This is a genomic window from Pseudomonas sp. TH08, from assembly GCF_016651275.1.
In the GTDB taxonomy this organism is placed as follows: domain Bacteria; phylum Pseudomonadota; class Gammaproteobacteria; order Pseudomonadales; family Pseudomonadaceae; genus Aquipseudomonas.
In genome coordinates, this window is the sequence record NZ_JAEKEE010000005.1 from 374,845 (window position 1) to 390,008 (window position 15,164).

Genomic DNA, 15,164 nt, shown 5'->3' on the forward strand with positions numbered 1-15,164 from the left:
CTGTGCGCCGAATCTTTTTCTTCAGGAGCGCGCATCCGTGACCACCAGCAATCGCATTCTTCTTGGCGTGAACATCGACCACGTCGCCACCCTGCGTCAGGCCCGTGGCACGCGCTATCCGGATCCGGTCAAAGCTGCGCTGGACGCTGAAGAGGCGGGCGCCGACGGCATCACCGTGCACCTGCGCGAAGACCGTCGGCACATTCAGGAGCGCGACGTGCTGCTGCTCAAGGATGTGCTGCAAACCCGCATGAACTTCGAAATGGGCGTCACCGAAGAAATGATGGCGTTCGCCGAGCGCATCCGTCCGGCACACATCTGCCTGGTGCCGGAAACCCGTCAGGAACTGACCACCGAAGGTGGTCTGGATGTCGCGGGGCAGGAAGAGCGCATCAAGGCAGCGGTTGAGCGTCTGTCGAAAATCGGCAGCGAAGTGTCGCTGTTCATTGATGCGGACGAGCGGCAGATTGCCGCGTCGAAGCGCGTGGGTGCGCCGGCCATCGAGCTGCACACCGGGCGTTATGCCGATGCCGAGACGCCGACTGAAGTCGCTGAAGAATTGAAGCGTGTGGCGGACGGTGTGGCGTTTGGTCTGGCCCAGGGCCTGATCGTCAATGCCGGTCATGGCCTGCATTATCACAACGTTGAAGCGGTAGCAGCGATCAAGGGTATCAACGAACTGAACATCGGCCATGCGCTGGTGGCGCATGCGCTGTTCGTGGGCTTCAAGTCGGCTGTATCCGAAATGAAAGCCCTGATTCTGGCGGCTGCGTTGAAAGGTTAAAGGCCGAGGCATAACACCTGTGGGAGCGAGCCTGCTTGCGAAAGCGGTGTATCAGTCAACAATGATGTCGACTGAAACGACGCCTTCGCGAGCAGGCTCGCTCCCACATTTTTTGGGGTGTTTGTTAGAGCGGGGCGGGTTCTTGCGCCGGTTTGGACTTGTCGATGCCGGGCACATGCAGGTTGCCCTCGGCCACCTGATCGCCCTCAAGCTGCGGCTGCGTCACCCACGTCAGGATGTCGTAATAACGGCGAATGTTCGCCACAAAGTGCACCGGCTCGCCGCCTCGGGCATAGCCATAACGCGTCTTGCTGTACCACTGCTTCTGCGACAGGCGCGGCAGGATCTTCTTCACATCCAGCCATTTGTCCGGGTTCAAGCCTTCCTTGGCCGTCAGTTTGCGTGCGTCATCCAGATGGCCGCTGCCGACGTTGTACGCCGCTAGGGCAAACCAGGTGCGGTCCGGTTCCTTGATTGAGTCGTCGAGCTGATCCTTCATGTAGGCCAGGTACTTGGCCCCGCCCATGATGCTTTGCTTGGGATCCAGACGGTTGGATACGCCCATCGCCTGCGCGGTGTTCTGGGTCAGCATCATCAAACCGCGCACGCCGGTCTTGGACGTGACCGCCGGCTGCCACAGCGATTCCTGGTAACCGATGGCGGCCAGCAGGCGCCAGTCGACCTTCTCTTTCTTGGCGTAGTTCTTGAAGTGCTGTTCGTATTTGGGCAAGCGCTGCTGCAGGTGCTGGGCGAAGGTGGTGGCGCCCATGTAGCCAAGGACATCGACGTGGCCGTAGTAGCGGTCCTTCAAGCGTTGCAGGGTGCCGTTTTTCTGCACCTTGTCCAGATAGGCATTGATCTCGTTGAGCAGGCTGTTGTCTTCGCCCTGAGCCACGGCCCAGCTCTGACTGCGGGCGTCGCCGAGGTCGAAGGCCACGCGGATATTAGTGAAGTAGACCTGGTTCATTGCCACTTCGTTGGAGTCGACCAGGGTCAGGTCAATCTGACCTTCATCGACCATACGCAGCAGGTCGACCACTTCAACCGCGTCGGACTCTTCGTACTCGATGCCGGGGTATTTCTTTTTCAGCTCGGCCAGTTGTTCGGCGTGGGTGCTGCCCTTGAGCACCATTATTTTCTTGCCGACCAGATCACCGGCGTCGGTCGGCCGTGACTGGCCGTTGCGGTAGATGATCTGCGGGGTGACTTCGAGATACGAATGGGAGAACCGCACCTGCTTCTTGCGCTCCTCGCTGCTGACCAGACCTGCGGCGGCCAGTACCGGGCCGTTCGGTTTGCCGATCTGATCGAAGAGGTCATCGAGGTTGTCGGCGGTCTCGATCTTCAGTTCCACACCCAAATCGTCGGCGAAACGCTTCACCAGCTCGTATTCGAAGCCGGTTTCACCGCTGCGATCCTGGAAGTAGGTGGCCGGGCTGTTTCGGGTAATCACCCGCAGCACGCCATCCTCCTTTACGCGCTCGAGTGTGTTGGGTTTATCAACACAGCCACCGAGCACCAGGAAGAGTCCGGTTGCGATCAGCCATTTGGCGTACCGCGGACGCAAAGCCGTTGGGAAAAACATTTGCGCAGTATACGCAAACGGCTGCGGGCGCCATATCTCGACAGCGCGGGGCGAGTCTGCTAGCGATCACAAAACCGAGCGAAACCCTGCGGGAATGGGGCTGTGCGGCTTTTTGTTACAGTAAAAATAAGACGTCATTATTGGGTCGATTTACCTGACTCTGAAGGCAGAAACACAGATTGGTGGTCGAGTGCAACCGTGCGTAGCGTTTCGGGTGATGTTGAGGGCGGTTTAGGCTAGAATGCACGGCCTCAAAGCACACCCCTTCCCGAGGCTGTCCCGAAGATGTTGATCCTGCGCGGCGCTCCTGCCCTTTCTGCCTTTCGCCACAGCAAACTCCTTGAGCAACTGAGCCAGAAGGTTCCAGCTGTCAGTGGCCTGTATGCTGAATTCGCTCACTTCGCCGAAGTCACCGGCGTCCTGACCGGCGACGAACAGCAGGTGCTTGCGCGCCTTCTGAAGTACGGTCCAAGCGTTCCGGTTCAAGAGCCGACCGGCCGTCTGTTTCTGGTGTTGCCGCGTTTCGGCACCATCTCGCCATGGTCGAGCAAGGCCAGCGACATTGCCCGCAACTGCGGCCTGAGCAAGATCCAGCGTCTGGAGCGCGGCATCGCGTTTTATGTGGCCGGTCAGTTCAGCGAAGCCGAAGCCCAGCAGATTGCCGACGTCCTGCATGACCGCATGACCCAGATCGTTCTGGCCAACCTCGAACAGGCTGCCGGTCTGTTCAGCCACGCCGAACCGAAGCCGCTGACCGCCATCGACATCCTCGGCGGCGGTCGTGCCGCGCTGGAAAAGGCCAACACCGAACTGGGCCTGGCCCTGGCCGAAGACGAGATCGACTATCTGGTCGACGCCTTCAACGGTTTGAAGCGCAACCCGCACGACATCGAACTGATGATGTTCGCCCAGGCCAACTCCGAACATTGCCGCCACAAGATCTTCAACGCCAGTTGGGATATTGATGGCGAGAACCAGGAAAAAAGCCTGTTCGGCATGATCAAGAACACCTACGTGATGCACAGCGAAGGTGTTCTGTCGGCTTATAAGGACAACGCCTCGGTGATCGTCGGCAACGTTGCCGGCCGTTTCTTCCCGAACCCTGAGACCCGCCAGTACGGCGCGGTGCAGGAGCCGGTGCACATCCTGATGAAGGTTGAGACCCACAACCACCCGACCGCAATCGCTCCGTTCCCGGGTGCATCGACCGGTTCCGGTGGCGAGATTCGTGACGAAGGTGCAACCGGTCGTGGTGCCAAGCCAAAGGCTGGCCTCACCGGTTTCACCGTGTCCAACCTGCAAATCCCGGGCTTCGAACAGCCTTGGGAAGTGCCGTACGGCAAGCCTGAGCGTATCGTTACCGCGTTGGACATTATGATCGAAGGCCCGCTCGGCGGCGCCGCGTTCAACAACGAATTCGGTCGTCCGGCCCTGACTGGCTACTTCCGTACCTTCGAACAGTCGATCACTACCCCGCACGGTGACGAAGTTCGCGGTTACCACAAGCCGATCATGCTGGCCGGCGGCATGGGCAACATCCGCGAAGAACACGTCAAGAAAGGCGAGATCGTCGTTGGCTCCAAACTGATCGTGCTCGGCGGACCGGCGATGCTGATTGGTCTGGGTGGCGGCGCTGCCTCCTCCATGGCCACCGGCACCAGCTCGGCGGATCTCGACTTCGCTTCCGTGCAGCGTGAAAACCCTGAAATGGAGCGTCGCTGCCAGGAAGTCATCGACCGTTGCTGGCAACTGGGCGACAAGAACCCGATCAGCTTCATCCACGACGTCGGCGCGGGCGGTCTGTCCAACGCCTTCCCGGAGCTGGTCAACGACGGCGACCGCGGTGGCCGTTTCGAACTGCGCAACATTCCAAACGACGAGCCGGGCATGGCCCCGCACGAAATCTGGTCCAACGAATCCCAGGAACGTTACGTTCTGGCCGTCGGCCCTGAAGACTTCGAGCGCTTCCAGGCGATCTGCGAACGCGAGCGCTGCCCGTTTGCCGTAGTCGGTGAAGCCACCGCTGAACCGCAGCTTACTGTCACGGATAGCCACTTCGGCAACAACCCGGTGGACATGCCACTGGAAGTGTTGCTGGGCAAAGCCCCGCGCATGCACCGTTCGGTGGTGCGTGAAGCTGAACTGGGCGATGACTTCGATCCGTCGAACCTGGACATCAGCGAATCCATCGAACGCGTTCTGCATCACCCGGCCGTGGCGAGCAAAAGCTTCCTGATCACCATCGGCGACCGCACCATCACCGGCCTCGTGGCCCGTGACCAGATGGTCGGCCCATGGCAGGTGCCAGTAGCAGACGTTGCCGTCACCGCGACCAGTTTCGACGTTTACACCGGTGAAGCGATGGCGATGGGCGAGCGTACTCCGCTGGCACTGCTGGACGCTCCGGCGTCGGGCCGCATGGCCATCGGCGAAACCCTGACCAACATTGCCGCATCGCGCATCAACAAGATCTCCGACATCAAACTGTCGGCGAACTGGATGTCGGCTGCCGGCCACCCGGGCGAAGACGCGCGTCTGTACGACACCGTGAAAGCGGTCGGTATGGAACTGTGCCCTGAGCTGGGCATCACCATTCCGGTGGGCAAGGACTCGATGTCCATGGCCACCCGTTGGAGCGACAACGGCGAAGAAAAAACCGTGACCTCGCCAATGTCCCTGATCGTGACCGGTTTCGCGCCAGTGGCTGACATTCGTCAGACCCTGACCCCGGAACTGCGCATGGACAAAGGCACCACGGACCTGATCCTGATCGACCTCGGTCGCGGTCAGAACCGCATGGGCGCTTCGATCCTTGCACAGACCCACGGCAAGCTCGGCAATCAGGCTCCGGACGTCGATGACGCCGAAGACCTGAAAGCCTTCTTCGCGGTGATCCAGGGCCTCAACGCCGACGGTCACCTGCTGGCTTACCACGACCGTTCCGACGGTGGTCTGCTGACCTCCGTGGTGGAAATGGCCTTCGCCGGTCACTGCGGTCTGAGCCTTAACCTCGACGGTCTGGCAGAAACCACTGCCGACATCGCCGCGATCCTGTTCAACGAAGAACTGGGTGCCGTGATCCAGGTTCGTCAGGACGCCACGCCGGACATCCTCGCGCAGTTCAGCGCTGCCGGTCTGGGCGACTGCGTGTCGGTGATCGGTCAGCCGATCAACAATGGCCAGATCAACATCACCTTCAACGGTGACACCGTGTTCGAAGGCCAGCGTCGTCTGCTGCAACGTCAGTGGGCTGAAACCAGCTACCAGATCCAGCGTCTGCGTGATAACGCCGACTGCGCCGAACAAGAGTTCGACGTGCTGCTGGAAGAAGACAATCCGGGCCTGAGCGTCAAGCTGAGCTACGACGTCAACCAGGACATCGCCGCGCCTTACATCAAGAAAGGCATCCGCCCACAGGTTGCCGTGCTGCGTGAGCAGGGCGTCAACGGTCAGGTGGAAATGGCCGCTGCGTTCGACCGCGCCGGTTTCAACGCGATCGACGTGCACATGAGCGACATTCTCGCTGGCCGTGTCGACCTGAACGAGTTCAAAGGTCTGGTGGCGTGCGGTGGTTTCTCCTACGGCGACGTTCTCGGCGCCGGTGAAGGCTGGGCCAAGTCGGCACTGTTCAACAGCCGCGCCCGCGACGCGTTCCAGGGTTTCTTCGAGCGTAACGACAGCTTCACCCTCGGCGTGTGCAACGGTTGCCAGATGATGTCCAACCTGCACGAACTGATCCCGGGCAGCGAGTTCTGGCCGCACTTCGTGCGCAACCGCTCCGAGCAGTTCGAAGCGCGCGTGGCGATGGTGCAGATCCAGGAATCGAACTCGATCTTCCTGCAGGGCATGGCCGGTTCGCGTATGCCGATCGCCATCGCTCACGGTGAAGGTCACGCCGAGTTCTCCAGCGAAGAAGCCCTGCTGGAAGCGGATCTGTCGGGTTGCGTGGCGATGCGTTTCGTCGACAACCATGGCAAGGTCACCGAGCGTTATCCGGCCAACCCGAACGGTTCGCCGCGCGGGATTACCGGTCTCACCAGCCGTGATGGTCGCGTGACGATCATGATGCCGCACCCGGAGCGTGTGTTCCGTGCGGTGCAGAACTCGTGGCGTTCGGAAGACTGGAACGAGGACGCACCCTGGATGCGTATGTTCCGTAATGCGCGCGTCTGGGTTAACTAAGGCCTGTGTACAAGCTGGCGTTTTTTGTTCCTGACAGTCATGTCGAGGTGGTCAAAGGGGCTGTGTTCGCTGCCGGTGGTGGGCGGATTGGTGACTATGATCACTGTGCTTGGCAGGTGCTTGGTCTGGGCCAGTTTCGACCTTTGGACGGCAGTCAGCCGTTTATTGGCGAAGCGGGGCAGGTTGAGCGGGTTGAGGAGTGGAAGGTTGAGCTGGTGGTGGCGGATGAGTTGATCGTTGCTGTTGTGGCGGCTTTGAAGCTTAGTCATCCCTACGAGACGCCAGCTTATGAGGTGTGGCGGCTGGAAGATTTCTGATCTTTTTGCTGCTGAAACAGGAAACCCGCAGATGAGTGATTGTCTGCGGGTTTTTTGTTGCCTGCGATTTTTCCGGGCGACCTCATTCCACTGTGGGAGCTGGCTTGCCAGCGATGGCGCCCGTTCAGACGATGGATTTCTTTCTGACCGAGTACATATCCATTTCTGCGGTAATGGCTGCTTATGGTTTCGCCCTGACGGCCGACTCCCTTTGGCAAACGCCCCAAAGGAAGCAAAGGTCTGTGCCCCAACGTTCGGCCCACTCGCTAAAGCTCGGGGTTCCTTCGCTCCGGTATCCATCCGGGCGCATCGCCTACGGTTTGCTTCGCTGCACCTCCTCTCGATGTGTTCGACTTCGTCGAACGGCGCTGCGCGCCTACCCCCCGGATGAATCCCTCCACTCAGCCTGCCGACGGGGCCGGTGGATCAAGATCAAGAGCTGCAGCCGAGCTAACGCTCATCCTGTTGAGTGGGGCGGCTTTGCCGCCGGGTGTTCGCAGATCGAAACTGTGGGAGCTGGCCTTAGTGCCGACCAGTTTCTTGCAGATGTACTCAATCCAATTGTAGGAGTGAGCCTGCTCGCGATAGCGACCTCACAGCCAACAAATCACCCGCAGATGTACCCAATCCCTGTGGGAGTCTGGCTTGCCAGCGATGTCGGCTTGGTAGTAACTATTCAGTGGGTTTTGTGTTTTCGCTATCCAGATATTCGTCCAGGCTGAGGCTGTCATCTTTATTCTCATTGAATTCATTCCAGACTGATTCTCTGAGTATCTTGCCGTAGCCCTTGGTTCCTTTGGTGAATTCCTCGATGGTTAAGCTTCCGTCCTGGTTTGCATCGAGTTCTCTGTAGGTTTTTATCAGGTGTTCTCGTTGTTCTGCATCCGTCATTTTCTTTGCCATGTCGCAGTCATCCTTTATGAATTGAGTGCAGGGTCATCGAGGCTACGACTTGAAAACGACCTGATTGCATCAACGTATTAACTTCAGTCCAGGCGGTCAACTGTCAGACCTGACAGTTGACAGTACCGACATTGTGGGGGCGATTGCATTCCTGAATGCACCCGCTCACCTGTAGGAGCTGCCGCAGGCTGCGATCTTTTGATCTTGCTTTTGATGTTGAAAGGACGAAGTCAAAAGATCGCAGCCTGCGGCAGCTCCTACACAGGGTGTATTTCAATTCGGGATGTTTAATTGTGTGTGAAAAGACCAGAACCTTCCCACAAGGTTTTCAGGTTGTCCGTCGGACGCCTGCTCTCTAGTCTTTGCCTGTCGCTGCCAATTCAGCGATCGGGCGTGAGATCCCCGGAAAGCTTGCAACTAGCGCCGACACTACGATAATTGGCGCCAACTCAATCTGCTGCTGTGTTATGGCGGCTGTGCGTGGGCAGACTTCGGTCTGGCCGGTTGCCTACTTATCGGTATTTCCACCCTGCGCATAGCTGCCACCTTTTCGCCCTCGACTTCTATCTTTGCCCGCCACCTTCAAAACCCTACCAGCCCAGCACGATGTTTCTCGTGCAGCCAAACATCGACACCGAAACGTTGCTCGCCCACGCCTGTGAATCCCTGGCCTCGGCTAGCACCGCCGCCAGCAACTTTGCCAACGAGTTGACCGGTGTGCAGCGCAGCACGGCACTGGGCATCCAGCAAATCGTCATGCTTGCCGAACTGGCAGTAAACCGAGCACTGGACCGCGTCGACCCACAAACCTGATTCATCAGGCTCACCGCGTCAACGCCCTTCGCGAGTAAGCCCGCTCTCACGGGGTGATTGCATTTCTGGTGTGGGATTTGGCTTGCCAGCGATGGCGCCTGTTCAGGTAATGATGTTCTGACTGACCGGGTACATATCCATTTCTGCGGTAACGGCCGCTCAGGGTTCCGCCCTTACGGCGGGTCACCTTTTCCAAACGCCGAAAAGGTAACCCAAAAGGCTTTACCCTGACGTACGGCCCTCGCTGGGGCTCGGGTTCCTTCGCTGCGGGATTGATCCGGGCGCATCGCCTACGGTTTGCTGCGCTGCACCTCCTCTCGATGTGTTTGGCTGCGCCAAACGTCGCTTCGCTCCCACCCCCGGATCAATCCCTCCACTCAGCCTTCCGACGGGCTCTGAGATCAAGAGCTACAGCCGAGCTAACGCTCATCCTGTTGAGTGGGGCGGCTTTGCCGCGGGGTGTTCGCAAATCGAAACTTTGGGAGCAGGCCTTACTGCCGACCTGTTTCTTGCAGAGGCACTCAGTCCAACATGTAGGAGTGAGCCTGCTCGCGATAGCGACCTTACAGCCGACCAAAAAATCGCAGAAATACCTCAATCCCTGTGGGAGCTGGCTTGCCAGCGATGGCGGCCTGCCATCTGACCAATCTCTGTCTGAATGCACCCAATCCAACTGTGGGAGCTAGCCCTGCTGGCGATGGGGCCAGTCCAGTCCCCAAGGAAATTGGATCTGTTTAAATCTGTGTCGAATTCGCCGAACCTTCCCACAAGGTTTTCAGGTTGTCCGTCGGACGCCTGCTCTCTAGTCTTTGCCTGTCGCTGCCAATTCAGCGATCGGGCGTGAGATCCCCGGAAAGCTTGCAACTAGCGCCGACACTACGATAATTGGCGCCAACTCAATCTGCTGCTGTGTTATGGCAGCTGTGTGCGGGCAGACTTCGGTCTGGCCGGTTTTCTGCTCACCGGTTTTTCACTCCGCACATAGCTGCCACCCTTTGCCACGTGAGAAATGGTTACGGATGGCTCCAATTGCGAGCAGAGTTTTTATGTCCGATAAAGTTGTTCCAGATCCACCCCACGAAACCACAACCCCACTCGAAGAAATCCTCCGCGCTGAAGAAATGGTCCGAAACCGCGAAGCCATCAAACGCGCCCTCGATTTCTACCTCAGCCCCGAACCCGCCAAACCCCGACAGCCGAGCACCATGTTCCTCGTCGCCCCAGCGTCGACACCGAAAGCCTGCTCGCCCACGCCTGTGAATCGTTGGCCTCAGCAAACGCCATGGCCAGCAACTTCGCAACCGAGCTAGGCGGCTTGCAACGCAGCACGGCACTGGCCATCCAGCAAATCATTGTGCTCGCCGAACTCGCAGTAAACCGCGCACTGGATCGAGTCGATCCACAAACCTGAGCCATCAGCCAGCCACATCGTCGTTCTTCGCGAGCAAGCTCGCTCCCGCAGTTTGAAATTCATTCTCCTGTGGGACAGGTTTGCTGGCGAAGCGCATTTACGAACGTGACAGAAGTGCCGCAGGTAACGGGGCTTTCTACTTGCCCCTCATAGGGGGGCTCTGAATTGCCACCGGTTGTGTATTTGCGACTACTGCACGGGAGTCCTCGCTACCATGCTGGCCGGCTTGCTGTTTCCAGCTCATTAGCCGGGCAGGAAGTTCTTGTAAGGACGGGTTTTGATTGATGGCCGTTGAGTCGGTCATTCACGTGTGCCCGATATTCGATTGGACTAAGGATGGAACAGTGAAAAAACTTCTATGGATGGCAGTCAGCGTTTTAGCGGTGACGTTGACGGGATGTGCGGACGCGGGACGGGGGAATTCCGGCGCCGGAGGCAATGTTCAATTCTATGATTCCGGGCGTTTCAATCTGCCGTTTTCCGATGGTGTGCGTGCAGGCAATGTGTTCTACACCTCGGGGGAAATCGGCGACAAGGCAGGGTCTGACAAAGTGGTCCCTGGCGGCATCGAAGCTGAATCGCGCCAGGCACTGGATAACATCAAGCACACGCTTCAAGTTAATGGTTATGAATTGAAAGACGTGATCAAGTGCACGGTGATGTTGGCTGATATCAAGGAATGGCCAGCGTTCAATGAGGTGTACAAGGACTACTTCAAGAAACCGTACCCCGCGCGCAGTGCATTTGGCGGTAATCAACTGGCCTACGATGCTCGAATGGAAATTGAGTGTATCGCCGCCAAGTAAGCTGAATCCTCTATAGGCGCTGTCGACTGAAACGAGGCTGCGATCTTTTGGTTTGCTTCTAAAGATCAACAGATCGCAGCCTTCGGCAGCTCCTACAGAGGGGGCTCTGATTTAAACCTTGGCGCTGACCTCGTTGCGATTGACCAGAGCATCAATCGCACCACTCAAACTCGCGGCCTTATCCCCCACCAGCAAATGCCAGACCCCGCCATCCAGCTGGCTGACACCGTGACAACCCAGATCCTTCAACTGCGCTTCCGACAACGCCTTGCCATCCGCCAATTGCAGGCGAATCCGCGTCATCGCAATGCAATCCAGTTGCAGCACATTGTCACCGCCGCCCAACGCGTTCAGCCATTGCTGCGCCTCGGAACCGGCAACGGCTACAACTTTCGGCTCATCAATAACAGCGGTTTCAACCAGAACAGCACGCCCCAATGCAGGCATCGCCAGACGAATCTCATCTGCAATGCTGTCCGCCATCGGCCCGACAACCACCTGCAAACTGCCACCTTTACCTGGACGCACAACCGCCATCGCACCCAGCGCTTTCAGATCAGCATCCGAAGCCTTGTTGCGATCGACCATCTCCAGTCGCAGACGCGTAGTGCAAGCGCCCACCGTCAGCAGATTCTCCGCGCCGCCGAGTGCCTTGATGTAAGCGCTGGCACGTTCATTTTCGGTCAGTACGGCTTTTTCACTAACAGCCACATCCTCACGCCCCGGCGTCTTCAGATTGAAACGACGAATGCAGAAATCAAACACGAAATAGTAGATCACCGCATAGGCGAGACCCACCGGAATCACCAGCCAACCATTGGTGGACTTGCCCCAGCCGAGAATCATGTCGATAAAACCACCAGAGAACGTGAATCCCAAATGGATGTTCAACGCATTGGTAATCGCCATCGACAACCCGGTCAGCAGGGCGTGCAGCAGGTACAACAGCGGCGCCAGAAACATAAAAGCGAATTCGATCGGCTCGGTCACCCCGGTCAAAAACGAGGTCAGGGCCATCGACAGAAAAATCCCGCCCATGACCTTGCGCCGTTCCGGCAGAGCATTGCGGTACATCGCCAGGCACGCGGCAGGCAGGCCGAAGATCATCATCGGAAACATGCCGGTCATGAACTGGCCGCCCTTCGGATCGCCGGCGAAGTAGCGCGACAGGTCGCCGGTCACCAGAGCCCCGGTGGTTGGATCGGTGAAATTGCCAAAGACAAACCACGCCATGTTGTTGAGGATGTGGTGCAGGCCGGTGACGATCAGCAGGCGGTTGAATACGCCGAAGACGAAGGCGCCGAGGCTGCCGCTTTCCATCATCAGAGCGCCGAAGCTGTTGATGCCGTGCTGGATCGGCGGCCAGATGTAGCCGAACACCACGCCCAGACCGACTGCGGCGAAACCGGTGACGATCGGCACGAAGCGGCGCCCGCCGAAGAACGCCAGGTACTCCGGCAACTTGATGTCCTTGAAGCGGTTGTACAGCGCGCCCGCCATCAGGCCACTGACGATCCCGGCGAGCATGCCCATGTTGATGCTTGCGTCGAGTACCTTCAGCGTGGAAATCATCACCAGATAACCAATCACCCCGGCAAGGCCCGCCGTGCCGTTGTTGTCCTTGGCGAAACCGACGGCGATGCCGATGGCGAAGATCATTGCCAGGTTGGCGAAGATCACTTGGCCGGCATCGTGGATGATCGCGATGTTCAGCAGGTCGGTGTCACCCAGCCGCAGCAGCAGGCCGGCAATCGGCAGGATCGCGATCGGTAGCATCAGCGCACGGCCGAGGCGTTGCAGGCCTTCGATAAAGAGTTGATACATGGCGTTTGTCCTTTTTGTTTTTGTTAGCGCAGAGGCCAATGTTGGTGACAGGCGTGACGTACCGCCGCGGCGCTGCTCAGTTTGAGCAGGTCGCGAGCGAGGCGTTGGCATTCGGCTTCGTGCAACTGGCGCACGCGATCCTTGATCTCACCAATCTGCACCGGGCTCACCGACAGTTCAGTCACGCCGAGGCCGATCAGCACTGGCGTCGCCAACGGATCGGAGGCGAGGGCGCCGCAGACGCCGACCCAACGTTTGTGCACGGCCGCGCCTTCGCAGGTCATGGCGATCAATCGCAGCAGCGCCGGGTGCAGGGCGTCGACGCGGGCGGCTAAACCGGCGTGATCGCGATCCATGGCCAAGGTGTATTGCGACAAATCGTTGGTGCCGATCGAGAGGAAGTCTGCGTGCTCGGCCAGTTGTTCGGCTTGCAGCGCGGCGGCGGGGACTTCGATCATCACGCCGATTTCCGGGCGCTGGCTCACGCCCAGTTCGATGCACAAGGCGTCGACGCGTTGGCGAATGTGCAGCAGTTCATCGACTTCGGTGACCATCGGCAACAGGATCCGGCAACGCTGCAATGGGCTGACTTGCAGCAGCGCACGCAGTTGCTGGTCGAGGATTTCCGGACGCGCCTGGGCCAGACGAATGCCGCGCAGACCGAGTACCGGATTGGCCTCGGCCGGCAGTGGCAGATAGTCGAGTTGCTTGTCGCCGCCGACGTCGATGGTGCGGATGATGACTGACTTGTCGCCCATGGCATCGATCACGGCTTGGTAAGCGGTGCGTTGTTCTTCGACGTCCGGCGCGGTCTGGCGATCAACGAAGAGAAACTCGGTGCGCAACAGGCCGACACCATCGGCGCCGTTGGCGAATGCGTCAGCTGCCTCGCTGCTTGAGGCAACGTTGGCGACCACTTCGATGTGCACGCCATTCCGGGTTTCGGCCGGCAGATGAGCTTTGGCTTGTTGAGCATCGCGGCGCTGCCGGCGGTCAATTTGCGCTTGCTGAACTTCGGCCAGGCGTTCGGTATTCGGTGCCAGCTCGAGGCGCCCACCATCGGCATCAAGCACCACCGCATGGCCCTGGGGTTGATCGAGTAACACCGAACCCAACGCCACCATGCACGGCAAACCTTTACCGCGCGCCAGAATCGCCACATGCGAAGTTGCGCCACCTTCAGCCATGCACAGACCCGCAACACCTTGCGCGCTCAGTTGCAGCAGATCCGACGGCGTCAGTTCATGAGCGGCGACGATTGCACCGGCCGGCACGTCGTAATGCCAGGCTTCGCCGAGCAGGGCACGCAGTACGCGTTGTTTGAGATCGCGCAAGTCGTTGGCGCGTTCGGCCAGCAGCGCGCTGCCGGTGTGCTGGAGCACTTCGCACTGCACATCGATGGACTGGCTCCACGCGTGCGTCGCCGCAGTGCCTTGATCGATGGACTGTTGCGCAGCGTCGAGCAGCGCCGGGTCTTCCAGCAAGGCCAGATGCGCGGCGAAAATCGCTTCTTCGTCGGCATTCTTGTGCTTCTTGGCTTGGGTAAGGGTGCTGTCGATTTCGCAGCGAACCTGATTCAGTGCGGTGTCGAGGTTTTGCAGTTGCTGTGCCGGGTCATGATCACCTGCGTCCACTGGCAAACTGATCGCGTTCAAGCGGAACAGCGGCCCCCCGACCAGTCCCGGCGCGGCGCAAACGCCGTGCAAAACGCCAGCCTCGGCCGCGCGTTCAAGAGGCGCAACACTTACCGGTGTGGCAGCGTGATGGTCATCCGGCAAGGCAGTCGCCAATGCCGTGAGCAAGGCTTGCAGCGCGGCTTCGGCGTCCGGCCCCTGACTGCTGACCTGCACTTCATCCTGCTCGCCAACCGCCAGCCCCATCAAACCGATCAGGCTGTTGCAAGGCGCCGATTTGCCGGCGAAATGCAGTCGCGACCGACTCTTGAAACCTTGCGCGGTCTGACGAATCAACGCGGCAGGGCGCGCATGCAAACCGCCGCGATGAGCCACCAAGACATGACCGTGAACCTCAGGCCCGTCGACTTCTTCCGCATCCAGCGCCGAACTGTTGCGCGCCACAATGTGCAGCAACGGCTCGCCCACCTTCACCGCTTTGAGCGTGATCGGCCGTACCTGAAAATCCTGGCTGTTGGTCAGGATCAGCAGGCTTACCAGGCTTTTGCATTGGCGCCCGACCTTGTCCAGGTCGTAGCGCAACAGCGGCTGACCCTTGCTGACTCGCGTGCCTTCCTTGACCAGCATCGAGAAGCCCTCGCCGTTCAGTTCAACGGTGTCGAGGCCCAGGTGCAGGAGGATTTCCGCACCGTTGTCGGCACGCACGGTAAGGGCGTGGCCGGTGCGCGCGACGTGAATGATCACCCCGGCGCACGGCGAGTACAGCGTATCGTTGATGGGATCGATGGCAATGCCGTCGCCCATCGCGCCACTGGCGAACACCGCGTCCGGGACTTTGGCGAGCGTGAGCACCGGGCCGCTGAGCGGGGCGCTGAGGGTCAGCTCTTTATTGTTGTTGTGCATGG

At 59.3% G+C, this 15,164-nt stretch carries 8 protein-coding genes and 2 pseudogenes; 6 read left to right on the forward strand and 4 right to left on the reverse strand.

Features of this window, described 5'->3' with window-relative positions:
- Positions 1-37: 37 nt before the first annotated feature.
- Positions 38-784, forward strand: a complete 747-nt coding sequence (gene pdxJ / locus JFT91_RS25170; protein WP_047292711.1) for a pyridoxine 5'-phosphate synthase — start codon at positions 38-40, stop codon at positions 782-784.
- Between the two features lie 124 nt (positions 785-908).
- On the opposite strand, the gene mltF is transcribed toward pdxJ, so the two are convergent.
- Positions 909-2,369, reverse strand: a complete 1,461-nt coding sequence (gene mltF / locus JFT91_RS25175) for a membrane-bound lytic murein transglycosylase MltF (RefSeq protein WP_201227849.1) — start codon at positions 2,367-2,369, stop codon at positions 909-911.
- Positions 2,370-2,654: 285 nt separating this feature from the next.
- Between mltF and purL the strand changes: the two genes are divergently transcribed.
- Positions 2,655-6,551: a phosphoribosylformylglycinamidine synthase gene (purL, locus tag JFT91_RS25180; RefSeq protein WP_201234201.1), complete on the forward strand. Its 3,897-nt coding sequence runs from the start codon at positions 2,655-2,657 to the stop codon at positions 6,549-6,551.
- 5 nt (positions 6,552-6,556) lie between these two features.
- The gene (locus JFT91_RS25185; RefSeq protein ID WP_042607740.1) at positions 6,557-6,868 is read left to right on the forward strand and encodes a YqfO family protein; all 312 of its coding nucleotides are present in this window, start codon (positions 6,557-6,559) and stop codon (positions 6,866-6,868) included.
- Between the two features lie 672 nt (positions 6,869-7,540).
- On the opposite strand, the gene JFT91_RS25190 is transcribed toward JFT91_RS25185, so the two are convergent.
- Entirely contained in the window at positions 7,541-7,771 is a 231-nt protein-coding gene (locus JFT91_RS25190; protein ID WP_201234202.1) for an EF-hand domain-containing protein, read from the reverse strand.
- Between the two features lie 552 nt (positions 7,772-8,323).
- On the opposite strand from JFT91_RS25190, the pseudogene JFT91_RS25195 reads away from it, so the two are divergent.
- From JFT91_RS25195 to JFT91_RS25205, 3 genes and pseudogenes are all read left to right on the forward strand, one after another.
- Positions 8,324-8,584 (forward strand): annotated as a pseudogene (locus JFT91_RS25195) (DUF6124 family protein); the annotation flags it as partial.
- A 1,046-nt stretch (positions 8,585-9,630) separates the two neighbouring features.
- Positions 9,631-9,995 (forward strand): annotated as a pseudogene (locus JFT91_RS25200) (DUF6124 family protein).
- 344 nt (positions 9,996-10,339) lie between these two features.
- Positions 10,340-10,801 carry a Rid family hydrolase gene (locus tag JFT91_RS25205; RefSeq protein WP_201234203.1) on the forward strand — a complete coding sequence of 154 codons (462 nt, stop codon included), beginning with the start codon at positions 10,340-10,342 and terminating at the stop codon, positions 10,799-10,801.
- 111 nt (positions 10,802-10,912) lie between these two features.
- Here JFT91_RS25205 and nagE read toward each other — a convergent pair whose 3' ends face one another.
- Entirely contained in the window at positions 10,913-12,625 is a 1,713-nt protein-coding gene (gene nagE / locus JFT91_RS25210) for an N-acetylglucosamine-specific PTS transporter subunit IIBC (protein ID WP_201234204.1), read from the reverse strand.
- Positions 12,626-12,648: 23 nt separating this feature from the next.
- Positions 12,649-15,162 carry a phosphoenolpyruvate--protein phosphotransferase gene (gene ptsP / locus JFT91_RS25215; protein ID WP_201234205.1) on the reverse strand — a complete coding sequence of 838 codons (2,514 nt, stop codon included), beginning with the start codon at positions 15,160-15,162 and terminating at the stop codon, positions 12,649-12,651.
- Between the last annotated feature and the right edge of the window lie 2 nt (positions 15,163-15,164).

Coding starts and splice junctions, on each gene's coding strand:
- mltF (WP_201227849.1), bottom strand. CDS start 2,369: ATGTTTTTCCCAACGGCTTTGCGTCCGCGGTACGCCAAATGGCTGATC.
- purL (WP_201234201.1), top strand. CDS start 2,655: ATGTTGATCCTGCGCGGCGCTCCTGCCCTTTCTGCCTTTCGCCACAGC.
- JFT91_RS25190 (WP_201234202.1), bottom strand. CDS start 7,771: ATGGCAAAGAAAATGACGGATGCAGAACAACGAGAACACCTGATAAAA.
- nagE (WP_201234204.1), bottom strand. CDS start 12,625: ATGTATCAACTCTTTATCGAAGGCCTGCAACGCCTCGGCCGTGCGCTG.
- ptsP (WP_201234205.1), bottom strand. CDS start 15,162: ATGCACAACAACAATAAAGAGCTGACCCTCAGCGCCCCGCTCAGCGGC.